Genomic DNA, 24,767 nt, shown 5'->3' with positions numbered 1-24,767 from the left:
AGCAGCTTTTTTATAAAAAGCGATAAGCTAAAATGACAATCTTGATTTACTCTTTTAAAAAGTATTAATTACTCGATAGAAAACTCATAACATATTCCTTATAACTTGCTCCAATAGGAATTTCTTTATCCCCGATCTCTACATCAACCTTAGTAAAAGCTGTTACTTTTATAATATTAACGATAAATGAACGATGTATTCTTAAAAAATTATCAGGCAATTTAAGTTTAAAATTAGTAATCGAATCCTTTGTCATAATAGAGGCATCTTTCAAGTGGATTCTTACGTAATCTTTAATACTTTCAATATAAAGTATTTCTTCAAAATTAATTTTAATAAACTTCTTATTAGAATTCACGTATAGATGATCATTAGTAATTGCAGATTCCTTAATTTCTTCTCTTATAACTACAGTATTAACTAATGCTTTGTATTTGTTGATAGCTTTAAAAAAACGTATAAAGGAAATTGGCTTCAATAAATAATCTACTACATCCAATTCATAACTTTCAATAGCATAATTACGATATGCCGTTGTGAAAATAATTTTCGGTGGGTTTTTAAGTGATTTAACAAAATCTAATCCAGATAATAATGGCATTTCGATATCCAGAAAAATGAGATCAATTATTGAATCTTTAAGTTTCTCAAAAGCTTCAATAGGATCCGTATACCTCGCAACAAGTTCTACATCTGGAATTTGCTGTAAATGAGCTTGTATTATTTCGAGCGCTAGAGGTTCGTCATCAATGGCTATACATCTTATTTTCATGGTCTAACTCAAATCTATCAATAATTCTACAAAATAGCTATCCCGTTTCTCATCTATTTCTAATGTATACTTGTTAGGATAATTAATTTCTAATTGACGTTTAAGGTTACTAGTTCCAATTCCTGATTTTGTATTCGTTACTTGTTTTACTGAATCATTAAGTTTTGTATTAAATACTTTAAACTTTATAGTAGCACTCTCGACTAATAGATCAATATGTATTTTAGCATTCTTAGGATCACTGCTCACTCCATGTTTGAATGCATTTTCTATAAGTGGTAATAGGACCAAGGGTGCTATTTGAGTATTCAAATCATCTACTCTCTTTTCAAACGAAACATCCAGTGCATTACCATACCGCAGAGATTCAAGATCTATAAAACCTTGTATTAGTTCAATTTCTTTTTCAATCGAAATAAATGCCTGATCACTTTGATATAAGATAAAATCAAGCAATTCTGATAATTTCAAAACAACCTTAGGCGCTAAATCAGATTTCGCTAGTGTTAATGCATATAAGTTATTCAATGTATTAAACAAAAAGTGTGGTTGAATTTGAGCCTTTAAAAATTTTAACTCACTGGTAGCTTTTTCTTTCTGCAACAGTTCTATTTGATGTTTCTCTTCGAATCGAGTTTTAATAGCTTTAACAGCTAACATGATAAGCGCATATGTATACACTGCAGGACAGTACACAGAAAATATATAGATAAAATCTAGCAAGATTTCTTTAATAGTTTCTTGTTCAAAATTTTCTCTAAAAAAGGGTTCTACAATATGAACTACATTAAACCTTGCAAAAGCAGATAGAAAATATACACTTAAAAAAATGGATACAAAAAATAAAAAGTATCGCTTTTTTAAAAGAAGTTTAGGTAACTGATAATAATTAAGAAAATAAGCCGCGGCAATTTGAGAAGGTAGCATAGCTAAATTCGTTAGAGCATTCGGTTTAAAGGTTCCTGAATCTAAAACTCCTAATATGGTAAATATCACTAAAAAAGAACACCAAAATAACAGATGCGAAAGGATTCTATTTTGAAGAATTCTATCTAAAAACGAATTGTTGTTTTTCATAAGAATATAAAAATACAGATTAATGCTATGCAATAAAACACAAACCTTTTAACACTTGATAACTACCCACAGAACACTGTTTGTATAGTATGAAAAAGATTATATGTCATAATCAAGTTTCTAGTTGCAGAAAACCTAAGTTGGTCTATTTAATATTTTTCGTAGGTGTCTAAACAATACTTTTAGCTCATAATCAAAATTAAAAAACGAATACTTATGAGAACTTTAATTACATTTTTAATCGTCTTATTTATTACTAGTTTAACCGCAAAATCTCAAACCTGTGAAGATCTCCTAAAAGCAGTTAAAAGTAATGATAAAAACAAAGTCGAACAGCTTTTAAAAACTGTTAATCCCAATTGTACATATAAAGGATTAATACAACCAAGAACTCCATTAGGAATGGCGTCTCTAAACGGGAATCTACCTGTTGCGAAACTGCTTTTTAGCGCAGGAGCTAAAACCTCTTATAGATATAAAAATGATGCGAGCGCATTAATGATTGCAGCACAAAATAGCCATTTCGAATTCTCAGAATACTTAATCACAAAAGGTGCTGATGTAAACCAAAAAGTAGATGGTGATGGCACTCCATTAATGTCTGCAGTAAAAGGAAATAATATTGAAATTGTAAGACTATTTCTAAAAAAAGGAGCAAAACCTAATACCGAATTAGTAGGGGATGGTAACCCTATGCAATTGGCAGGAGCTTCTGGAAATATTGAAATCTTAAAACTATTACTTGCCTCTAATGGAGATATTGACAAAGAAACTATTGGTGATGGAACCGCTTTGATCCAAGCGGCATCCAGAGGCAATCTTAACATGGTCAAAGCAATTGTAGGTCTTGGCGCCAATGTGAACAAAAAAAGTGACCGTGATGGTAATCCATTAATTGCCGCATCAAGAAGAGGCCATATAGAAATAGCAAAATTCTTAGTAAACAAGGGAGCTGATGTAAATGCCTTTGTTTCTGGAGACGAAACACCTCTTATTGGAGCTGCATGGAACGGGCATTTAGAAATAGTGAAATTTTTAGTTGATAAAGGTGCGGATATAAATAAATCGGTAAGAGATAGCTACTCTATACTTTCCGAAAAAAGAAGTGCCTTAAAAATGGCTAGAAGAGGTAATCATCAAGACGTTGTTACCTACCTATTAAACAAAGGAGCAGAACGATAAATTTATATAAAAATCTTTAAAAGCCTTAGTAAACACTAAGGCTTTTTTATCATTTTTCAATCTAACAATAACTATCACTAAATAGTAAACTTATCTAAACTTACTTTCTCTTTTTGATTATAAAGTTTGATAAACTTCACCTCTTTAGTCTCTTCTGGCAACCCATAATTATGATAAATAGTATATTTCATAAAAACAGGATTAATAGAAGAAGTGTTATCATCCAAGGATTTAATATTTACAATCCATTGACCTTGGAATGTTTTATCCAAAACAAACTCTTTCGAAACAATTCCTTGTTCTAGTTCTTGCAATAATACATCTGGTTGATCCTCATAATTATGAGACCATTTAAAATATTTGTTTTTAGGACTTACAAACTGAAGTTCGAAAGCGGCCTTAGGATCATTCCAATCAAAAACAATTCTTGCCGGAACACTTTTCACCTTTAAATAAACTTCAGGTATGTCTGTATATGATACTTGCGATCTATGATCGTTCATAAAACTCTGAATTTGTGAGGTTAACTGCTTTGCAATGCCTTCAAATTTTACATTATCATTCTTATTAGCCAACATTAATTTATATAAGTCAAATGCCTCCGTATAGTTTTTATTTTCTGTATAAATTCTTGCTAAATCCAAGTAAGACTGTGCATAGTTAGGTTTTAAAGCCAGTAATTTTTCATATAAAACTACAGCTTTATCAATCTGTTTTGTTTCCTCCAACTTAAATGCTAAAGAACGTAATGCCTTATAATTATCTATACCTATTTCAGCAATATTAGATAATATTTGCTCGGAAAATTCCTTATCCCATATCATAAAATACTCAGCAGTCTGTATATAAAAAGAAACTTCAGAAAAATAAGTTTCTCTTAAGTCATAAAAAGACGCAAGTGCTTCTTTATAACTAGCACTATTCCATAAATCAGATAAGTATTCTGGTTTATTATGATTAGCATCTAACAAATAAACAGATTCATCATAATCATTTCCTTTTACCAACAAAGCATTCAAATCTTCTTCAGATTTTAAATCAAACGAATTAAGTGTTGTTTCAATAATAAAAACACCTCCAGCCCCTGCAGCACCATATCTAGCTGTTCCTCCTAAACCGGTTATTACGGATATACTCTCAATCATAGATGGTTGTAAAAAAACCGGAGCTTCTGTAAACTGAACACCATCGACTATAAATAAAGGAGGAATCTCCAAAGTGATAGATCTACGTCCTCTAATTCTATAGATTACACGATCCCCAGTACCAATAACCTGAACCCCAGGAAACCGGCCACGTATAATATCTGATAAAAAAATTGCAGATGTAGGAAAATCTTCTTTATCCAAAACATATGTACCATTCCCTAATCTTCTTTTATTAACTTTTTGATCTCCTCTATTTACTATTTCTTCTCCTCCATTAAGTTTTTTTGTTTTTAGATTTATTTCATCTAACCTATCGTACTTAGGAACTAATTCTATCTTTATATCTTTAACATCTGATAAGGTTACTTCTTTTTTAACCATCCCAAAATGCTCAAAAACTAATACATCTTTGTATTTTGCATCAATTACGAACCTTCCATCTGCATCAGTTTCAGTTTCTAACAAAGAGCCTTTAACACGCACTGTGCATCCTTGAACAGGACTTTGATCGGCAACGATTTTGCCTGACAAAAATTCTTTAACACTACCTTTATTATAAACAGAAACATCTACACTGTTTTTTAATAAATATGTGATAGATTGTGATGGACTAATTTTAGGAAGATGAAGATAAAAACCATCACTAATTTGACTCGCTTCCTGTAGCCTAATATGGTCTCCCTTATTTTTACTATTAATATAAAATATCGGTATATCATATTTTGGTTCGTGGTTACCATAAGTCTCCAAACCATCTGTAAAAACTATATATTGATCAGTATCCAAGTCATCTGGGAACAACTTAGAAAAGTCACTTGCTCCATTATAAATTAGATTTTCTATGGCTGATATAAATTGTTTACTTTTTCCGTTCCTTATATCAAATGTTTGTTTCTTCTGTAAATTATTAGAAAAAGGTATCAAATCTACTCGTACATTTCCCAATGCAGAAAAATACTTCTTCAATAACTTTTTTTCTTCTTCTAAATCTCGATTTCTCATGGATAACGAGGTGTCCCAATACATCGTAATATGATCTGGTTTCTGTCGCTCTTCATTAGGCTTATTAGACTCAAAATAAGAAGTTTCTAACTTGAAAGCTATTCCTCTTTTATACAATCGTTTCCAGGCATCTTGACTTACATATCTTAAGTATGCTTTTCCATATTGACTTGCAGTAATAGCAAACTCAATATCATCACCATATACTTTAATCAACTCTAAAGTAATAATAAAGTCTTCTTGAACTCTAATATTATAAGAGGTTAAGTCAATAGTTTCTTCTCCTTGTTTCTTAGCAATGGTATGATAAATATTATTAAGTAAGATATTCTTATTCGGCTTTCCTCTTTTCTCACTATAAACATTTACTCTTACCAAAATACTATCCGCTGAATTCTCTAAAATATTAAATTTTAGTTTCCGGATTTTTGTATTCCCTTTTTTACGAACCTTAATAAATGATCCTATTTCACCTCCTAACGCCTTTTTGTCTTTCCAATATGCCATTAAATTAGAATGATAAGAAAAATAACCCAAGGAATCTCGAACACTTTTATCCGCATATACAATTGCTTCTTCTAGCCCCTCTACTTTTGGTTGTAAATATATTTTATTGTCTTTGGTGAGTAAATTATAAAAATAATTAGCAGATAAACTTAATGTTTCATATCCAATGCTTGAGATTTGTATGGTCGTAGTTTTTGAGATCCTAGCTTCATCATATATTAAATTAAACCACCCATCTTCTCTACTTACAGTTCCAATTCCATTATCGACAAATCCAATATTAGCAAATGGTATAGGTTCATTCGTTTTTTGATCAATTACATACGCTTCTATATTTATGTTATACTGAGCGGAAAGAACTATGGGTAATAATAAACCAAAAAAAAGTAATAATTTTCGTAAATTCATATGTGACAATAGTTAAGCAGTTAAAACCACAGATCCATAAAAATCTTATTTTTTAAAATTGACTCCTGTCAGTAATAAATACACCTTAATACATTGGTTCTAGTTCCAAATGTATTTCTAAGTAAATACTACGTATGCTGATTTTTATCTTTAATTATAGTACCAAAATAAAACAAAGAAAGCATAGATCTAAATAATTAACCAAACCCTAACTATTGTCCAAGCATTAAAGAGAGAAAACAGCTGAAAAACAGGATGTTAAATCCACGTTGTTAATAAAACTTGATAAAATAATTTTTAGAATTGAATCACTCATATTAGATTTACATTATAAGATCACCACATTATGGTATGTTTTTTGGGGAAAGAACAATTATAATGATACAGGGAATACAAATCAAAACTTGTGATTATGCAGTATAAAGTAATTGATACTAAAAGCCAACATTTTGGTAAAGTATTGGATTTTAAATCGTGCTCTGATGTTAAAGACCTAGGAGGTGTAATTCTAAAAATAGACGAAGAGACCTTTTCATTATTTAGATTTAATGAAGTAGAAAAGATAGATACGATTCTCGCAAGTTAGAGAAACATCTTCTATTTATTCATTATATTTTTAATCCAACTAAGGTAATTGCAAGATTCGATAGGTGTTTTGTAATTTACTAATTGTCTATCTCATCTAAAGAGATAATCACGTCATCAATCCAGATATTAGGTGTACCGCCACCAATCTGATAGTCCACCCAACCTAGAAGAACATTCTCTATTACAGGAAATTTCCATTGGCCATTAGTTCCATTTTCTACACAACCTTCTCCACTACCTACCACAGTTAGAGACGCTATTGATTCACCATCCAACCATAATTGCATCTTGTCTTGATTTCCATTAAAATACCATTGTAGTACAAACCATTTATCTTCTGGTATTTTTATATTAGAGTGCTTCCAACAATCACTTTTTACTCCTTGCGTTTCATAATTAGCCATCAACTGTTTATTATGCTGACCACCATATCTAATTTCCGAAGAATAATCTTCACCCTTCACTTTACCAGAACTTTGGATCATCGTCCAGTGGATTCCATCAGGAGAAGCATTCTGAACATACATTTTTAAACTACCGTAATACGCATTATCCTTTAGTGGAAAAACATGGTCAATTCCTAAAAAAGCACGATTTTTATATCCTTCTCCTGTTATAAAATGTACTGATTTAGTACCACTAAACGATCGCGCATTATCAATAACAACAATCCCATTACCCGTTTTTTTCCAAGGATCACCCGGCGTTTCTCCTATCAAATATGTCTCGAAATTATCTTGATAAAGGACGCTTTTTGTTTTATTACAAGAAAGAAGTGTAAATAAAACTAATAACATTAAAAACCTTTTCTTCATTTTCTCAGATATTACATCCCCAATTCGGTTATTCTCTTAACATACTTACCTATGACATCAAACTCTAAATTCACCACGGACCCTATACTAAAAGTACTAAAATTAGTATGTTCATATGTAAACGGAATAATTGCCACACTAAATTCATTCTTTTTAGAATTCACAACAGTTAGACTAACTCCATTAACAGTAACCGAACCTTTTTCTATAGTAATATTACTAAGCGAAGGATCATACTCAAAAGTAAAATACCAACTTCCATCTGCTTCTTTAATATTTGTACAGACAGCAGTCTGATCTACATGGCCTTGCACAATATGACCATCCAGACGTGCACCCAGTTTCATTCCTCGTTCTAAATTTACAATCTGTCCTTCTATAAGGTCACTCAAATTTGTTTTATCCAACGTTTCCTTAATTGCAGTAACTGTATATAAATCATCATCAATTGACACTACCGTAAGACACACTCCATTATGAGCAACACTCTGATCAATTTTTAGTTCAGAAGTAAAATTAGCGCGAACAGTAATATCTAGATTCTCCTTATCAGTTTTTAGATTCGTAACTGTTCCTAATTCTTCGATGATTCCTGTAAACATAAATGCGAATTATTTAGTTAAATTTGTGACCTTAAAATTTGTGATCTGTTTTTAGATTTCAAAAATACTTATAAAGTAGGTTATAATGAAGAAAGAAGAAAAAATAAGACTAGGCATATCTATAGGTGATCTAAATGGTATAGGAAGCGAAGTAGCTCTCAAAACTTTTGAAGATCCCCGAATGTTAGATTTCTGTACTCCCATAATTTTTGCGTCTGTTAAGATTCTTTCTTTTCTAAAAAAGAAATACAATCTTAATGTAAATCTTCACGGTATTGATAAAGTCTCTCAAATTGTGGACGGTAAAATAAATGTCCTTAATGTCTGGAAAGAAGGAGTCGATATTAATTTTGGACAAGAAGATGAAAAAATTGGAGCTTACGCAATAAAATCTCTAAAAGCTGCTACTACATCTTTAAAAAACAATGAGATAGATGTACTTGTGACCGCACCGATTAACAAACATAGTATACAATCTGAGGATTTTAATTTTCCAGGACACACAGATTATTTAGATCAGGAGTTAGAAGGAAACAGTTTAATGTTTATGATCACAGATACATTAAAAATAGGTTTACTTACGGATCATGTAGCTGTTAAAGATATCGCCGATTCTATAACACCAAAACTAATTGAACAAAAAATAAATACCATTTACACTACACTAAAACAAGATTTTGGGATCAGCAAACCAAAAATAGCTATTCTAGGAATCAATCCACATAGCGGAGATAATGGTGTAATTGGTAAAGAAGATGAAGAAGTATTAAAACCTACTATCAAAAAAATTAATGAATCTGGCAAGTTAGTTTATGGACCATATGCAGCAGATAGCTTTTTTGGTTCAGATAGCTATAAAGCATTTGATGCAATTGTAGCTTCTTATCATGATCAAGGGCTAATTCCTTTTAAAACCTTATCATTCGGAAAAGGAGTTAATTACACTGCTGGATTAAATAAGGTACGTACTTCCCCAGACCATGGTACTGCTTTTGAAATTGCAGGAAAAAATAAAGCCGATAATGGATCTTTCAAAGAAGCTGTTTTTGCTTCTTTGAAAATTTTCAAAAACAGACAAGAATATAGTCACTTGACTAAGAACCCATTAAAAAAACAACCTCGTAAACCTCAATTTAAAGGAAATAAAGAATAAGAATTATAGATCAGAAAACCTTAATTATCGTACATCTTTAACCTAAAACCTAATTAAGGACTAACTTTCTGATATAATTTTATTTACAAAAATGCATTCATAACGATTTTTTGTTATCTTTGCACCCGCCTTTGCCGAATTGGCAGAGACTCGAAACTGATGATGAAATGAAACCACTAAAAGAGTTTAATATCCCTTTTGTTGGACTGAAGCAAGGATTACACAAGTTTGAGTATCAAATTGGCAATACGTTCTTCGAACATTTTGAGTATGATGAATTTAATGCATCTGCAATAAAAGTTGACTTGGAGTTTAATAAAAAAACAACAATGCTCGAACTTAAATTTGTGGCTAATGGTACCATAAATGTAAATTGTGATGTCACCAACGAACCTTTTGACTTACCTATTGAGAATGAATTCTTTTTAGTAATTAAGTTTGGAGAAGAGTACAACAACGAGAATGAAGAGATTCTTATTATTCCTTATGGAGAATATGAAATCAACGTTCAGCAATATATTTATGAACTTATTGTTTTAGGAGTTCCTTCTAAACGAGTTCATCCTGGTGTCGAAGATGGAACATTAGAATCTGATATACTAGAAAAATTAGACGAACTAAGCCCAAAAGAGGAAACATTAGAAAATAATAACGAGGAAATTGATCCTCGTTGGAACAAATTAAAAAACTTATTAAACGATAAATAATAGCTAAGCAATGGCACATCCTAAGAGAAAAATCTCCAAAACAAGAAGAGATAAGAGAAGAACACATTATAAAGCTACTGTACCACAAATTGCTACAGATCCAACTACTGGAGAAGCACATTTATACCACAGAGCACATTGGTTCGAAGGTAAATTATATTACCGTGGTCAAGTAATTATTGACAATACTGAAGAAGAAGTAGCTTAAGTATACTGTTAAAATTCTAACAAGAACTCTCACAAATGTGAGAGTTTTTTTGTTTTTAGTTGAATATGTGTCAAAATCCAGTTATTTTGCGCCATATTTGCATGTAATTTAGTATTTTCAACCACTTTTTATGCATTTTGTATGATAAGTAACGAAATGAACTAAGCAATTTATTGATGCTAATTCCTGAAAAGCAGGCGCAAAAGGGAGTTATTAGCGAATTCCATCTGAAACTAAACAAAAGATTCAGATGAAACTAAAATCAAGATATGAGTAAAATCACAGCCGCTATCACAGCTGTAGGCGCTTATGTGCCGGACTATGTGTTATCTAATGATATATTAGCAACCATGGTCGATACAAACGATGAATGGATCACCTCTCGTACTGGTATTAAAGAACGAAGAATTCTTAAAGAAGAAGGAAAAGGAAGTTCTTTCTTAGGTATAAAAGCAGCAGAAGATTTAATTGCTAAAAAAAATCTCGATCCCAAAGAGATTGATATGGTAATATTTGCCACAGCTACTCCGGATCTTCCCGTGGCAGCAACAGCAGCATATGCCGCTTCAGAGATAGGAGCAGTAAATGCTTTTTCATATGATTTGCAAGCCGCTTGTTCTAGTTTTTTATATGGAATGTCTACGGCTGCCAGTTATATCGAAGCTGGAAGATACAAGAAAGTACTATTAATTGGGGCTGATAAAATGTCCTCAATTATTGATTATACAGATCGTACAACTTGTATCATTTTTGGTGATGGAGGTGGCGCAGCACTTTTCGAACCTAATGAAGAAGGATTAGGACTACAGGATGAATATTTACGTACAGATGGTGTTGGTCGTCAATTTTTAAAAATTGAAGCTGGTGGATCTATTTTACCTCCAACAGAAGAAACAGTAGCAAACAGACAACATTTTGTACAACAAGATGGTAAATCGGTTTTTAAGTACGCTGTTTCAAATATGGCAGATGCAAGTACTAAAATCATGGAACGTAATAATATTACTGGCGACGACGTAGATTGGCTTGTTGCACATCAAGCTAATAAACGTATTATTGATGCTACTGCTAATAGAATGAACCTAGATGAAAAGAAAGTTCTAATGAACATTCATAGATATGGTAATACGACCTCAGCAACATTACCATTATTATTAAGTGATTACGAAAAACAACTCAAAAAAGGGGATAATATAGTATTTGCCTCATTCGGTGGAGGCTTTACTTGGGGATCTATTTTCTTAAAATGGGCCTATAACTCCTAAACAACTAAAACACACAATACCCAACATTATGGATTTAAAAGAAATTCAGAATTTAATCAAATTCGTGGCCAAATCTGGGGCTAGCGAAGTGAAGTTAGAGATGGAAGATGTAAAAATTACTATCAGAACGACTTCAGAAGACAACAAAGAAACAACAATTGTACAACAGATACCTTTAGGTAGTGCAGTCCCAGCAGCGCAACCTGTTACCCAAGTACAAACTACTTCTCCAGTTGCAACTGCAGATACGCCAGCAGCGACCAAGGAAGAGGACAATTCTAAATACATTACTATAAAATCTCCTATCATAGGTACACTTTATAGAAAACCATCTCCAGACAAACCAACTTTTGTAGAAGTTGGAGATACTATTAAAGAAGGAGATGTACTTTGCATCATTGAAGCGATGAAACTTTTCAATGAAATTGAAAGTGAAGTTTCAGGTAAAATTGTTAAAATTTTAACTGATGATAATTCTCCAGTAGAATTTGATCAACCATTATTCTTAATAGACCCATCATAACCCAATTTTAAAATTCCAATTGACAAATCCCAAAATCCAATAGAATGGAATTTGGAACATGGAATTTGAGATTTTTAAATTTAGAACGTTATGTTTAAAAAAATTCTAATAGCCAATAGAGGTGAGATTGCAATGCGTGTAATCAGAACCTGTAAAGAAATGGGTATAAAATCCGTAGCAGTATACTCCACTGCTGACGCAGAAAGCTTACATGTTCGTTTTGCTGATGAAGCTGTATGTATAGGACCAGCACCAAGTAGCGAATCATACCTAAAAATGTCTAATATTATAGCGGCTGCAGAAATTACTAATGCGGATGCTATCCATCCAGGATATGGGTTCTTATCAGAAAATGCTAAATTCTCTAAAATTTGTGAAGAGCACGAAATAAAGTTTATTGGTGCGAGTGCAGAAATGATCGACAGAATGGGAGACAAAGCATCAGCTAAGTCTACTATGATTGAAGCAGGAGTACCTTGTGTTCCTGGAAGTGAAGGTGTAATTCCTGATTTTGAAACATGCATAAAAGTTGCTAAAGAAACAGGCTATCCAGTAATGCTTAAAGCAAGTGCTGGTGGTGGTGGTAAAGGTATGCGTGCAGTTTGGAAAGAAGAAGATTTACAAAATGCTTGGGAATCTGCTAGACAAGAAAGTAAAGCAGCCTTTGGCAATGACGATATGTATATGGAAAAACTTATCGAGGAACCAAGGCATATTGAAATCCAAGTTGTAGGTGATAGCAATGGTAGAGCTTGCCACTTGTCCGAAAGAGATTGTTCTGTGCAACGAAGACACCAAAAGTTAACTGAAGAAACTCCTTCTCCGTTCATGACAGATGAGCTAAGAGATGAAATGGGAGCAGCGGCAGTTAAAGCAGCAGAATATATTAAATACGAAGGAGCGGGAACTGTAGAGTTCTTAGTAGATAAACATCGTAATTTCTACTTCATGGAGATGAATACTCGTATACAAGTGGAACATCCAATCACAGAACAAGTAGTAGATTACGATTTAATTAGAGAACAAATACTTGTTGCTGCTGGAGTACCAATCTCTGGTAAAAACTATTACCCACAATTACACTCGATAGAATGTAGAATTAATGCAGAAGATCCATATAAGGATTTTCGTCCTTCACCAGGTAAGATAACCAATTTACATCTTCCAGGTGGTCACGGAGTACGTATAGATACCCATGTATATAGTGGCTATATTATACCACCCAATTATGATTCTATGATCGCTAAATTAATTACTACAGCTCAGACTCGTGAAGAAGCAATTAATAAAATGAAAAGAGCTCTTGATGAATTCGTAGTAGAGGGGATAAAAACTACCGTCCCATTCCATAGACAATTAATGGATCATCCAGATTATGTTTCTGGAGATTACACTACTAAGTTTATGGAGGATTTTGAGATGGAAGAACCAAAAGACAACTAACTAACATTTAAGCCTCATTATTGAGGCTTTTTTTATGAATTTATTGTAATGAATTATAGCTATTGGGAATATAAAACGTGGTTATCTAATATCGATTTTACTATTGTTGGAAGTGGTATTGTTGGACTTAATAGTGCCCTCAGAATACGTGAAAAGTTTCCAAAGGCTAAAATACTTATATTAGAACGAGGAGTTTTTCCTAATGGAGCAAGTACTAAAAATGCAGGTTTCGCTTGTTTTGGGAGTATGTCAGAAATCTTAGATGACCTTAGCACACATTCTGAAGAAGAGATTATAGAGCTAGTTGAAAAAAGATGCAAAGGACTTCGGTTACTACGCAATAATCTAGGAGACTCTACTATTGATTATATCCCTAATGGAGGTTATGAACTTTTCACTAAAACAGACCTTAACTTATATGAGACATGTATTTCTAAAATGTCAGATATTAATAACCTATTAGCACCTGTCTTTAAGGATAAAGTATTTTTAAAAAAAGAAAATATTTTCAATTTCAAAAACATTCAATCCCATTATATTGTAAATCAATTTGAAGGACAACTTGACACAGGCAAGATGATGCATGCCTTACTAAAGAAAGTTGAAGCCTCTGGCATTAAAATATTAAACAATTGCACCGTTGAGGATATTATTGATAATCTTAATTCTGTAGAAATAAAAACAAACCATTTTACGTTCTCAACTAATAAAGTACTAATAGCCACTAATGGTTTTGCGTCGCACTTAGGTATTGAAGATGTAAAACCAGCCAGAGCTCAGGTTTTAATTACCAAACCAATTGAAAAATTACATATTAAAGGTACATTTCATCTAGACAAAGGATATTACTATTTTAGGAATATTGATGATCGAATTCTTTTTGGAGGAGGAAGAAACCTTGATTTTAAAGCCGAAGAAACCACAAAACTAGATCAAACTGAATTGGTACAACAAAAACTAGAACAAATTTTAAAACAGACAATTATTCCGGATACACCTTTTGAAATAGAATATCGCTGGAGTGGTATTATGGGTGTTGGAAATCAAAAAAAACCTATTGTCAAACAAATTTCCAATAATACTTTTTGTGGAGTTCGACTTGGCGGCATGGGTGTAGCAATTGGAAGCCAGGTTGGTATGGAATTAGCAGATTTGTTATAAGTGAATCTTAGATTAGTTATGAAAAAAATCTTTCGTTTTATTTTCAAAGGTTTTTTAACCTTCTTAGTTCTTAGTGTAACATGGGTTCTTATATATAAATGGATCAATGTTCCTGTAACTCCATTAATGGTTATCAGGAATACTCAATCTGCTAACAAGATTTCTGCAGAACATCAATGGGTCGACCTCAAAGACATCTCTAAAAACCTACAACTCGCAGTTATCTGTAGTGAGGATCAGCGCTTTTTGGAACATAATGGTTTTGATACTAAAGCTATCGAAAAAGCCATTAAAGAACACAAAGAAGGAAAGAGGTTAAGAGGCGCTAGTACTATTTCCCAACAAACGGCAAAAAACGTTTTCTTATGGCCCAAACGAAGTTGGATACGTAAAGGACTAGAAAGTTATTTCACTCTTTTAATAGAAACCTTATGGAGTAAAGAACGTATTCTCGAAGTATATCTTAACAGTATCGAAATGGGAGATCAAATTTATGGAGCAGAAGCGGCAGCTACATTCTGGTTTAACAAATCTTCCAAAAATTTAAATACTGATGAAGCTGCAAAAATAGCAGCTATACTTCCTAATCCAAGGAAATATTTAGCAGAACCAGCATCTAATTATATTAAAAAAAGAAAAAACTGGATTCTCTTACAAATGCGTAATTACGGCTCTTTTTCTATTTCCAAATAAAGAACCTTTACCAAAAGATCATTTTTTATGGTAGGGTAAAATGCCAGTGATTTGTTCTATAGTAAATCCCTTAAAATTCTTTATCATGAAAAACGGTTCTAGACATAATAATTTATTACAACACTCTAATGGGATAGAAAACAACTTATTAACTCCCTATTACTCAGCAAATCAAACTAAAAATCAGTCGCTAAACTATTCTAAACCCCTTAAATTTGTAAACCTAAATGCCAAAAATCTCCCTGGAATCCCTACCATAATATCTGGAAGAATTTACACAAAAGACAAACAAATAGTTCCAAATGCAAAAATCGAAATCTGGCACGCAGATGATGTAGGTGCATATAATAATGAAGGTAATTTTTACTTCCCTTCGCAAACAACGTTGTCAGGATGTATTTTTACTGATGCATCCGGAACTTATAAAATAAAAACAATACGCCCCGGTATTTATGGATATAGGGCAAGGCATTTTCATTATAAAATTTCTGCAAAAGGGCATCACTCATTAGAAACACAGATTTATTTTAAAGACGATCCGAGAATCCTAATTGACGAAATTGCATTAGTTGCGGAAAACTGCAGGATAATTGATTTTAGATATAGTAATATGGGCAATCTAGAAGGTATCGTAGACGTTTTCTTACCCAAAATTTAATTCCAACAATTACTATTTAAGTAAAAAATAATCCAATCAATAGTATATAACCCCTCAGTCTAAGTTAGCACTCTTATTTGTGCAATCATCGAACTTATTCTATATTGGAATTTAAATCTATTTTTTTGAAAAATATTAAAGAAGAGCTATACGATCATTGCGAGCGATTTGTACAGGATCGTATGAACCGTATTCAAAATAGGATTGCTAATATTCAGGAATCTCTTAATTCTGAAACAAAAAGTACAGCTGGTGACAAACATGAAACCGGGAGAGCAATGTTACAACTAGAAAGAGAAAAAGCAGGAGTACAGTTGGCAGAGGTTCAAAAACTTCAGGAAACTTTAGCTAAGATTGACATACACTCACCTTCTAAAGTAATACGATTAGGAAATATTGTAGAGACTTCTTTGGGGAATTATTTTTTAAGTATTTCATCAGGAAAACTCATTGTAAATAATAAAACTTATTTTGCAATAGCTACTAATACTCCTATCGGAAAATTACTATTAGGAAAAACCATAGGAGATTATTTTAACTTTAACGGAAATGAAATACAAATAAAAAATTTGGTTTAGTTATAAGATAAAATCTAATAGATTTGCATAAAATAAAGGTCTGTAAAAATGAAAAACTACTACTTATTACTTTCTATAATTATTCTTTTGATCAGTAGTTCGCTACAAGCTCAAACAAATGCCGTAACGGAAACTGGCGAAGAAGTAATCCTATATACCGATGGTACATGGAAATACCTAAATCAAGATAAAGTAATTGAAACAGAAATTACTACAAATCCTGCGAAATTTGAAAAAAGTAAAAAATCCACTTTCTTATTAAAAAGTAACAGTACTAAATTAGGATTTTGGTTAAATCCAAAAAAATGGTCTTTTAAAAAAGGGGTTAACAATGATGATGCTGAGTACGAACTTCAACTACGCGGAGAAGACTTATATGCTATAATTATTACTGAAAAGGTAGAAATTCCTCTGGAATCGTTTAAAGAATTAGCACTTGAAAATGGAAGAGAAATTGCTCCAGATATACGAGTTGTTAAGGAAGAATATAGAATGGTTAACGGATTGAAAATGTTATTGATGCAAATGGACGGCACTATGCAAGGAATAAAGATTTCTTATTACGGATACTATTTTTCGAATGAAGAAGGATCTGTTCAATTTTTAGCATATACATCTCAAAACCTTTTAGAAGAATATAAGCCAGTTGCCGAAGAATTATTAAATGGTATTGTTATAACAGAATAGATCAAACACCCCGGTCAATATAGTATATAAATAGAGGTGTCAGATATTTGTTAAATGTAATAGTATAAAAAAATGATTTTAAGTAAATTGCTACCTCACAAATTGTCAATCTAAATGAAGAAGCTTTCTTTATTACTTCTAACCGTAGTAATTGTTTTTGGGTGCAAACCATATCAGAATACTAAAATCAGAAAAGGTCAAATGACCTATGAAGAATTCAGAACCCAACAACGATCATTTCCAAGTAAAGATGGCGTTATTAAATATATAGATAAGGGAAGTGGTCCTGCAATTGTACTTCTTCATGGAGTTCCTACTTCTGGATGGTTATATCGTAAAATGATTGACCCCCTTGTCGCTGGAGGTTATCGTGTTATTGTTCCTGATATGTTAGGGTATGGTTCTAGTGATTCTCCAGAAGGATATAAAATTTATAGTGAAAAAGAACACGCACAAAGGCTTATCGACTTAATGGATGGATTAGGTATTGAATATTGGTCACATGTAATGCATGATGTAGGCGGCGTATGGACCTGGGAACTCTTTAATCAAGCTCCTAAACGAATTGAAGAACTTATTATACTAAATACATTATTGTATGAGGAAGGTTTTTATCCGCCAATACGATTTAGTCCTGGTCCAGCTGCTAAAGCTGCAATGTGGTCCTATCGTAATGGTGTTACAACAAATACACTTCTAAAATCATTATTTAAAGAGGGACTTAAAGAAAATACATTAAACGAAATTGATGTAGAGGGTTACAAAACTCCTTTACTAGAAGGCAAAACTGATGGAATGTATTATTTCTTTACAAGAACTTGTAATTATTTTCCTGATTATTCTTTAGTTTTTGAAAACATCGAAATTCCTGTCGCAGTCATTTGGGGAATTCATGACACCATGTTACAATGGACTCCTCAACAAACTAAAGTAACGAATGCCCTGAAAATTGATGAGGCAGATATTCATTTTATAGATGAAAAACATTTTATACAGGAAACTAAAGCAGAAGAAATATCTTATAAAATTTTGGATTTTCTTCGATAGAAAAATACTATTAGTTTCGTCCAGTACTAGTTATCCATTTTTGTAATTCTACTCTAAAAATAGTACCGTTGATTAACTCATGTACTTGTTCTAGTTCATCTTTACTTATTGCTAAATCAATTTTATCAGATGGTGTTCTAAGTAATAGTGATCTACAATTATGACTACATTGATCACAACATTGAGATTGCTTGGTAAGCCTACAAGAATCTGAAAAATCCTTAAGTTCATTTAAGGTAAGTAAAAATCCAATATCCCTAAATACTAACTGAACTTTGGGCGAACTATTGAATTGTTGTTTCTTCCAAAAAAAAGATATCCCAACTTTATTACTGTATATTCTATCTATAGCACTCATTCTGAATCATATTTGATTCAAAAATATTAATTATTTATAATTAATCTAAATAAAAATAGGTTAAATTATATCTTTTAACTTCAATTGTAGAGAAACTGTTCCGTTCCATTCATTTTCATCAATGTTGTATGCTACCTTTACATTTTGATTTTCAGAAATCAAATTAAATTTCGACCCTAGATTAAAACCTATTGCACCAATAGCTAATCCACCTTTCTGCATCTTACATTTTAAATGTTTCTCATCAACTCCTACACATTTTCCAAATCCAGTATCTTTTACATTTTCTGTCATAAACACAGGCGCCATATTCCCAGGACCAAATGGTGCAAATTGTTTTAAAATTCTAAAAAACTTCGGAGTAATCTGATCCAATTCTAACTTTGTATCTATCATTATTTCTGGGGTCAATAGTCTTTTATCGATAGTACGCGATACTACTTCTTCAAATTTTTTCTTAAACGGCTCATACTGTTCTTCTTTCAATGTTAATCCTGCTGCGTATTTATGACCTCCAAATTGTTCTATATATTCTGAACACTCATTCAACGCATTGTACACATCAAATCCTTTAACCGATCTAGCAGAAGCAGCTAACTTCGAGCCACTTTTAGTAAAAACTAAGGTTGGTCGATAATATGTTTCTGTGAGTCTAGATGCTACAATTCCAATTACCCCTTTATGCCAATTCTCATCATAAACTACTGTTGTGAATCTATCTTCTTCAGAATTTTGGATTATTTGCTCTAAAGCTTCTTCAGTAATACTTTTATCCGCATCTTTTCGGTCGCTATTGTATGTTTCTATCTCAGAAGCATATTGCAAAGCAAGCTCTATATTCTCTTCTTTCAATAAGTTTACCGCGTGTAATCCATGCTTCATTCTTCCTGCTGCATTAATTCTAGGAGCTAGCATAAATACCAAATCGGTAATTGTTAGAGTGTTCCTTTTTACTTGCGAAAGCATCGCCTTAAAACCTGTCCTTGGATGTTGATTAATTACTTTTAGGCCAAAATAAGCAAGTACTCTATTCTCTCCAGTTATGGGAACAATATCTGCTCCGATAGCAGTGGCAACAAGATCTAGATATATTAGTACATCGTCTACAGATTCGCCTCTTTTAGAAGCAATAGCTTGTATCAATTTAAAACCCACCCCACATCCACATAATTCTTTATAAGGATAATCACAATCTTCTCTTTTAGGATCCAATACGGCAGCTGCATCTGGTATTGTATCTCCAGGTCTATGATGATCACAGATAATAAAATCAATTCCCTTGGATTTTGCATAAGCCACCTTTTCTATCGCTTTGATACCACAATCCAATGCTATAATCAACGAAATATCGTTATCACTGGCATAATCAATCCCTTTATAAGAAACCCCATACCCTTCTGCATATCGATCTGGAATGTATGTTGCTACCTGAGGTGTAATCGTTTCTAAGTATGAAGACATTAATGCTACAGAAGTAGTTCCATCCACATCATAGTCACCATAGACCATAATATTCTCTTCATCTGATATTGCTTTTTCTACTCTAGAAACAGCAATATCCATATCTTTCATCAAAAAAGGATCATGTAAATCTTTTAAGGAAGGTCTAAAAAACTGTTTAGCTTGATCGAATGTATCTACTCCTCTTTGAACTAGTAAAGAAGCAATGATTTCATCTACATTAAGTGCTTTTGACAGGTTGGTAATTGCAGTATTATTTGGTTTTGGTCTAAGCGTCCATCTCATTGGCATTATCCTTCCGAAATTATTTAAAAAACCAAAGTACAAAAAACATCGCTACTCGTTCCGGTTTGACATTAGTTTTGTATTTTGGTTTGCTAAAATTAAATTAACTCAAAAAAATATACATACACATGCCATTAGTTACACCTCTATCCGCAGATCATGATATAGAAACCAAAGAATTGGCGGAATTCTTTAACGAAACCTTAGGTTTCTGTCCAAATTCTGTATTGACCATGCAGCGAAGACCAGCCATTTCTAAAGCCTTTATTAATCTTAACAAAGCGGTTATGGCAAATGAAGGTCGTGTAACCTCTGCTCTAAAACGTATGATTGCTTGGGTAAGTAGTAATGCTACAGGATGCAGATATTGTCAAGCGCACGCTATACGTGCTGCAGAACGTTATGGTGCAGAACAGGAACAGTTAGATAATATTTGGGAATATAAAACACACCCAGCTTTTAGTGATGCGGAACGTGCTGCACTAGATTTTTCACTTGCTGCTTCTTTGGTACCTAACAATGTTGATGAGGCTATCAAAACAGAACTTTATAAATATTGGGATGAAGGTGAAATCGTAGAAATGCTTGGTGTGATTTCTTTATTTGGATATCTAAATCGTTGGAATGATTCTATGGGAACTACCGTAGAAGAAGGCGCTATTGAATCTGGCGAACAATATCTCGGAAAACACGGTTGGGAAAAAGGAAAACACGTTTAGAGATTCTTAGACAATTAGAATATTAAATCAGACCTGTCAGGTTTTAAAAACCTGACAGGTCTTTTTATGATTGTTTTTAGACAGAAATAATCTTCTCTCGTACTGCTTTAATAATCAATCCCGCAGTGTTTTTTACCTCTAATTTCATCATTAAATTTTTCCGATGGCCTTCTATGGTTCGAACACTCAAAAATAATTCTTCTGCAATTTCTGCCGTCGTAAATTCTTTGGTCACCAACTCCAACACTTCTAACTCTCTAGTAGTAAGATGATAATCTTTTCCAATTACAGGAGGCTTGTTGGACTTATTCTTTAATCCTTTTAGTAACGCCTGAGAAACAAAAGGATTAAAATAAAAACCTTTATCACATACAGATCGTATTGCATCCTCTAATTCTTGTGGATTGGTATCTTTAAGCAAGTATCCATTAGCGCCAACTTCCATCAAATAAGATATCATTCGTTCTTCTTTATGCATAGTAAGAATGATTACTTTCATATTAGGATATGATTCCTTTATTTTTAGCGTAGCGTCTACTCCATTCATTTCTTCCATTTCTAAATCTAATAGAATCACATCTGGAACAAGTTTATTTAATTTAGCTAATAGATCTTTACCGCTTACAGCTTCTAAAACCAGTTCTATATTGTCCATTTTATCCAAAAGTGATTTAATCCCTTCTCGAAACAAATTATGATCATCTACTAATCCTAGTTTTATAATTTCCATGGGTATTTATTTAGGTTGTTAAGAGTGCGTTTATTATGGTATTTTGAGTAATACTTTCATTCCAGATTTTTCTTCTAAAAAGCTAATGGTTCCTGACAAAATAGACAATCTGCTTTCTATGTTTTTTAGTCCTAATCCTTTTCTATATTGAAGCTGTTTTTGATTTAAACCTTTTCCATCATCCTCATAAACAATGATTAATATCTCCCTCTCATTTTTCATTTCGATTTTTATTTCTGTAGCTTCTGCGTGTTTAAGTGTATTGGTAATTAACTCCTGAATAATTCTATAAAGATTTAGCTCTTTTGTTTTAGATACAGAATATGTGGTGTTATTTATAAAAGAAATATTGATTTTACCAGTGTCTCGTATGGTTTGCACTAAACTATCTATGGCCTCCATAAATCCCAATTTTTCTAATACTACAGGTCTTAAATCTTTAGAAATACTGCGTACACTCTGTATCATATCATCAAAAAAACCGCTTATTTTGTCTGCAATCGTTGTTAATTCTTCTGGGTTTAATTCTGGCGTTATCTGACCAATATATAATTTAGTGGTTGTTAACATAGCTCCAACATCGTCATGTAATTCCTTTGCGATTCTGCTGCGTTCTACTTCTTGACTTTGGATAGCCGTTTTTAGTAACTCCTTTTGATAATCTGACTCTGCTTTTTGATGCCTTTTTTGTTGTTCTAATAGTCTTCGCTGATAAATAATAAAAAATACAATCACTGATAGTGATAATAAAAAAATCACTACCATACCAATGATAATAATCTTTAATGTTATGGCTTCTTCGGATTCACCCATAAAGCGATGGTATAAAAAATTGTCAATACAATGTTTACAATAGCATGGAGTCCCCAAACGAGATAACTAGCTTCTGTAGACCCTTGAAACATATTATTATTAATAAAAAACAGGATTAAGTTACTAGAAAAATAAATTAAAAAACCAGCATTGATCCAAAACATAGGGTTGTTTTCCAGTGCATTGTATTTTACTTCCTTTAATAAAGCATAAAAATAACTAAGTGAAAGAAATATTACTATGATACCTAAAAGTGTCGTTACATTAGAATTAAATGTGTTTAAATTTTGAAAAAATAGTGTATTCGTTATGGCAAAAACAGTAAATGTAACCCCCAGAATAATAAAAAACTGTTTTGGAAAAATTTTCGATAGTACGGTTCTATAGATATTAATGATTAATAGAAACTCAATCACTGCATAAAAATGATAAAGAGGGAGATTATTAATCTTTTGATACCATAATATATTAGCAATGAATTCAACTACAAAAACGATTATGAGCAAATAAAATAGTTTTAGTTTGATTGCGGATAATGATTTGAATTTAAATATTGATAATATTAAAGGTATAACCACTATAAAAGATGAAATCAGACGTAAACTATCAAAAAGTTCTTTACTCATTCGAATTGAATTTTTGTCCCTTATGCTTCGGGACACGTGGGTGGACAAGGACTAGAATATTCTATAAAAATCTCTTCATCCGTAAATTCTAACAACGCATGTCTTGATAAAATTTCAGTAATGACTTCACCTACAGGTGTGATTCCTATGACTGGAGTAAACGAAATCATATCTCTTTTATGAAACTTATTCATATCAACTCCGGGATAGAGAATAAACTCCTCAATTTCTCCCAATAAAGAATCATTAATAAGATCGATTATATCAATGTTATCAATTAAGTAATAATTTACTCGCTCTCTTTGTCTTGCTTTCGTATCGACTGCCACAAAAAGATCATCTATCAAATTATCTTCAAGATTGTTCCAATTGGTTAAAATCATCTCTTTAAAAATCCCTGGTACCAATACTCCTCCAGTATCCAAATCTCCTATTGTTCCATTCTGAATTGGCTCTACCGGTTCCTTATATTTTGGAATCAAAGTAAAAAACAAATTGTTGATTGTATCCTCTAGGTCTACTTCTATAATTGGCACAAAAGTGAAATTCTTTTTGTCTTCTATTTCTAATGCCATATGAGTTTTAATTCTTTGAATAGTTTTTCCATCATCTTTAAGGTTATTCAGTATAGCAACATCTTCAGCATCCATTTGAAAATAATTAGCTCTGGTATAAAATCCACTAAAAGGCCTGCCTTTCGTTTCATTTAGACGTTGAAAATGTCTTGCTAACAGCAAAACTTCTTCCTGTTGCCATCGTTCAATTTTCTGTGCTTGTTCTAAGGTCATTAATTGTTTTGGTTGGATTGCCTGTTCCATTTGTGTGAAAATTTATACGTTAAATTGGTTTATTCCTTTAAAACTAAACAAAAAACACCTTTGGAACTAATAATGAATGTATTAACAGGTAATAACCATTAAAAAACACGTATTTACCACGTGTTTATTTCGTTAACCCTACCATTAACTTTTTACAAACAGGTAATTCTACGGCATAATTGCAGTAAATACTTAAATATAAAAACAGATACTTATACGCTATTGAAAAACAATCAGTTACAATACTTTTGAGCGTAATTAAAAAACACATTAAAGGGTAGCTACTTTTTTGATTACATCGGCGGATTCGAAAAGCCAAATTTTAAACAGAGTAGAGGATTAATAACATAAATCATGGAATTAAAAGAAGCAGTATTAACTCATTTAGATGCAAAACAAACAGGCTCTATTCTGATAAGGTGTGAAGGTGGGTACGTAGCCCGTTTTACGTTATCTTATAAATTAAATGGTAAGGAATTCAGCAAACACTCTGGTGATATATCCTTAGGAGTAAATAAATCCGAAACTATTCCAGAAGGTGCTACTTCTATTTACTTAAAAGTGGAAGAAAACTGGGCATTTGGATGGTCAACTATTTTTACAAAGAGCTACGATAAGCCCGTAACAGAATGCTATAAGGTGTATGGTACTACCTTAGATCCTAAATACGCAAAAATCTCTTGTTAGTTTTATTAACGATTTAAAAAAATCATCTTACACTTCTATAACCATA

Annotated in this window: 27 protein-coding genes; 16 read left to right on the top strand and 11 right to left on the bottom strand. The window is 32.3% G+C overall.

The annotated features are described in order from the left end of the window. Positions 1-64: 64 nt before the first annotated feature. Both BMY33_RS06405 and BMY33_RS06400 read right to left on the bottom strand, forming a co-directional pair. Positions 65-772: a LytR/AlgR family response regulator transcription factor gene (locus BMY33_RS06405; protein ID WP_091406794.1), complete on the bottom strand. Its 708-nt coding sequence runs from the start codon at positions 770-772 to the stop codon at positions 65-67. Between the two features lie 3 nt (positions 773-775). Then, positions 776-1,849, bottom strand: a complete 1,074-nt coding sequence (locus tag BMY33_RS06400; RefSeq protein WP_091406792.1) for a sensor histidine kinase — start codon at positions 1,847-1,849, stop codon at positions 776-778. A gap of 216 nt (positions 1,850-2,065) precedes the next feature. On the opposite strand from BMY33_RS06400, the gene BMY33_RS06395 reads away from it, so the two are divergent. Further along, entirely contained in the window at positions 2,066-3,031 is a 966-nt protein-coding gene (locus BMY33_RS06395; RefSeq protein ID WP_091406790.1) for an ankyrin repeat domain-containing protein, read from the top strand. 77 nt (positions 3,032-3,108) lie between these two features. Here the strand turns inward: BMY33_RS06395 and BMY33_RS06390 are convergent, their stop codons facing one another. Further along, positions 3,109-6,096: a carboxypeptidase-like regulatory domain-containing protein gene (locus BMY33_RS06390; protein ID WP_091406789.1), complete on the bottom strand. Its 2,988-nt coding sequence runs from the start codon at positions 6,094-6,096 to the stop codon at positions 3,109-3,111. A gap of 412 nt (positions 6,097-6,508) precedes the next feature. On the opposite strand from BMY33_RS06390, the gene BMY33_RS23390 reads away from it, so the two are divergent. Then, positions 6,509-6,682: a hypothetical protein gene (locus tag BMY33_RS23390; RefSeq protein WP_170837021.1), complete on the top strand. Its 174-nt coding sequence runs from the start codon at positions 6,509-6,511 to the stop codon at positions 6,680-6,682. Positions 6,683-6,761: 79 nt separating this feature from the next. Here the strand turns inward: BMY33_RS23390 and BMY33_RS06385 are convergent, their stop codons facing one another. Then, the gene (locus BMY33_RS06385; RefSeq protein ID WP_139195602.1) at positions 6,762-7,499 is read right to left on the bottom strand and encodes a hypothetical protein; all 738 of its coding nucleotides are present in this window, start codon (positions 7,497-7,499) and stop codon (positions 6,762-6,764) included. An 11-nt stretch (positions 7,500-7,510) separates the two neighbouring features. After that, positions 7,511-8,101 (bottom strand): riboflavin synthase, encoded by a 591-nt coding sequence (locus BMY33_RS06380; protein ID WP_091406785.1) that lies wholly within the window; start codon positions 8,099-8,101, stop codon positions 7,511-7,513. Positions 8,102-8,186: 85 nt separating this feature from the next. On the opposite strand from BMY33_RS06380, the gene pdxA reads away from it, so the two are divergent. From pdxA to BMY33_RS06320, 12 genes are all read left to right on the top strand, one after another. Beyond that, a complete protein-coding gene (gene pdxA, locus BMY33_RS06375; RefSeq protein ID WP_091406783.1) occupies positions 8,187-9,254 on the top strand; it encodes a 4-hydroxythreonine-4-phosphate dehydrogenase PdxA in 1,068 nt (355 codons plus the stop codon). A 167-nt stretch (positions 9,255-9,421) separates the two neighbouring features. Further along, positions 9,422-9,961 carry a YceD family protein gene (locus BMY33_RS06370; protein WP_091407216.1) on the top strand — a complete coding sequence of 180 codons (540 nt, stop codon included), beginning with the start codon at positions 9,422-9,424 and terminating at the stop codon, positions 9,959-9,961. Positions 9,962-9,971: 10 nt separating this feature from the next. Further along, complete coding sequence (rpmF, locus tag BMY33_RS06365; RefSeq protein ID WP_027394691.1) at positions 9,972-10,169, top strand: 50S ribosomal protein L32; 198 nt, start codon at positions 9,972-9,974, stop codon at positions 10,167-10,169. Between the two features lie 269 nt (positions 10,170-10,438). Further along, positions 10,439-11,434 (top strand): beta-ketoacyl-ACP synthase III, encoded by a 996-nt coding sequence (locus BMY33_RS06360; protein WP_091406781.1) that lies wholly within the window; start codon positions 10,439-10,441, stop codon positions 11,432-11,434. Between the two features lie 28 nt (positions 11,435-11,462). Then, a complete protein-coding gene (gene accB / locus BMY33_RS06355) occupies positions 11,463-11,957 on the top strand; it encodes an acetyl-CoA carboxylase biotin carboxyl carrier protein (protein WP_091406779.1) in 495 nt (164 codons plus the stop codon). A 90-nt stretch (positions 11,958-12,047) separates the two neighbouring features. Next, positions 12,048-13,400, top strand: coding sequence for an acetyl-CoA carboxylase biotin carboxylase subunit (accC, locus tag BMY33_RS06350; RefSeq protein ID WP_091406777.1), 1,353 nt, complete (start codon positions 12,048-12,050; stop codon positions 13,398-13,400). Positions 13,401-13,448: 48 nt separating this feature from the next. Then, the gene (locus BMY33_RS06345) at positions 13,449-14,561 is read left to right on the top strand and encodes an NAD(P)/FAD-dependent oxidoreductase (protein ID WP_091406776.1); all 1,113 of its coding nucleotides are present in this window, start codon (positions 13,449-13,451) and stop codon (positions 14,559-14,561) included. 18 nt (positions 14,562-14,579) lie between these two features. Further along, entirely contained in the window at positions 14,580-15,254 is a 675-nt protein-coding gene (gene mtgA / locus BMY33_RS06340; RefSeq protein WP_091406774.1) for a monofunctional biosynthetic peptidoglycan transglycosylase, read from the top strand. An 85-nt stretch (positions 15,255-15,339) separates the two neighbouring features. Beyond that, the gene (locus BMY33_RS06335) at positions 15,340-15,912 is read left to right on the top strand and encodes a dioxygenase family protein (protein ID WP_170837020.1); all 573 of its coding nucleotides are present in this window, start codon (positions 15,340-15,342) and stop codon (positions 15,910-15,912) included. 125 nt (positions 15,913-16,037) lie between these two features. Further along, entirely contained in the window at positions 16,038-16,490 is a 453-nt protein-coding gene (locus BMY33_RS06330) for a 3-oxoacyl-ACP synthase (protein WP_244542989.1), read from the top strand. Positions 16,491-16,538: 48 nt separating this feature from the next. Next, the gene (locus BMY33_RS06325) at positions 16,539-17,177 is read left to right on the top strand and encodes a hypothetical protein (RefSeq protein WP_091406770.1); all 639 of its coding nucleotides are present in this window, start codon (positions 16,539-16,541) and stop codon (positions 17,175-17,177) included. Between the two features lie 114 nt (positions 17,178-17,291). Continuing rightward, entirely contained in the window at positions 17,292-18,224 is a 933-nt protein-coding gene (locus tag BMY33_RS06320) for an alpha/beta fold hydrolase (protein ID WP_170837019.1), read from the top strand. Positions 18,225-18,234: 10 nt separating this feature from the next. On the opposite strand, the gene BMY33_RS06315 is transcribed toward BMY33_RS06320, so the two are convergent. Next, on the bottom strand, positions 18,235-18,582 hold the full coding sequence (locus BMY33_RS06315; RefSeq protein WP_091406768.1) for a hypothetical protein: 348 nt from the start codon (positions 18,580-18,582) through the stop codon (positions 18,235-18,237). A 60-nt stretch (positions 18,583-18,642) separates the two neighbouring features. Continuing rightward, positions 18,643-20,328 (bottom strand): single-stranded-DNA-specific exonuclease RecJ, encoded by a 1,686-nt coding sequence (gene recJ, locus BMY33_RS06310; RefSeq protein ID WP_091407210.1) that lies wholly within the window; start codon positions 20,326-20,328, stop codon positions 18,643-18,645. Between the two features lie 128 nt (positions 20,329-20,456). On the opposite strand from recJ, the gene BMY33_RS06305 reads away from it, so the two are divergent. Next, a complete protein-coding gene (locus BMY33_RS06305; RefSeq protein WP_091406766.1) occupies positions 20,457-21,047 on the top strand; it encodes a carboxymuconolactone decarboxylase family protein in 591 nt (196 codons plus the stop codon). 76 nt (positions 21,048-21,123) lie between these two features. Here BMY33_RS06305 and BMY33_RS06300 read toward each other — a convergent pair whose 3' ends face one another. Genes BMY33_RS06300 through BMY33_RS06285 form a run of 4 tightly spaced genes read right to left on the bottom strand, consistent with a single transcriptional unit; the run spans position 21,124 to position 24,034 of the window. Beyond that, positions 21,124-21,777 (bottom strand): response regulator transcription factor, encoded by a 654-nt coding sequence (locus BMY33_RS06300; protein ID WP_091406764.1) that lies wholly within the window; start codon positions 21,775-21,777, stop codon positions 21,124-21,126. Positions 21,778-21,810: 33 nt separating this feature from the next. After that, entirely contained in the window at positions 21,811-22,590 is a 780-nt protein-coding gene (locus BMY33_RS06295; RefSeq protein WP_091406762.1) for a sensor histidine kinase, read from the bottom strand. Further along, positions 22,566-23,216 (bottom strand): hypothetical protein, encoded by a 651-nt coding sequence (locus tag BMY33_RS06290; RefSeq protein ID WP_091406760.1) that lies wholly within the window; start codon positions 23,214-23,216, stop codon positions 22,566-22,568. The genes BMY33_RS06295 and BMY33_RS06290 overlap by 25 nt, the downstream gene beginning before the upstream one ends. 20 nt (positions 23,217-23,236) lie before the next feature. Further along, entirely contained in the window at positions 23,237-24,034 is a 798-nt protein-coding gene (locus tag BMY33_RS06285) for a hypothetical protein (RefSeq protein WP_091406758.1), read from the bottom strand. Positions 24,035-24,388: 354 nt separating this feature from the next. On the opposite strand from BMY33_RS06285, the gene BMY33_RS06280 reads away from it, so the two are divergent. Then, on the top strand, positions 24,389-24,721 hold the full coding sequence (locus BMY33_RS06280; protein WP_091406755.1) for a hypothetical protein: 333 nt from the start codon (positions 24,389-24,391) through the stop codon (positions 24,719-24,721). Positions 24,722-24,767: the final 46 nt, after the last annotated feature.

Origin of the sequence: Aquimarina amphilecti (assembly GCF_900109375.1) — a bacterium.
Classification (GTDB): Bacteria; Bacteroidota; Bacteroidia; order Flavobacteriales; family Flavobacteriaceae; genus Aquimarina; species Aquimarina amphilecti.
The sequence above is the reverse complement of the archived record's forward strand: the minus strand, read 5'-3'. Positions and strand labels throughout refer to the sequence as shown.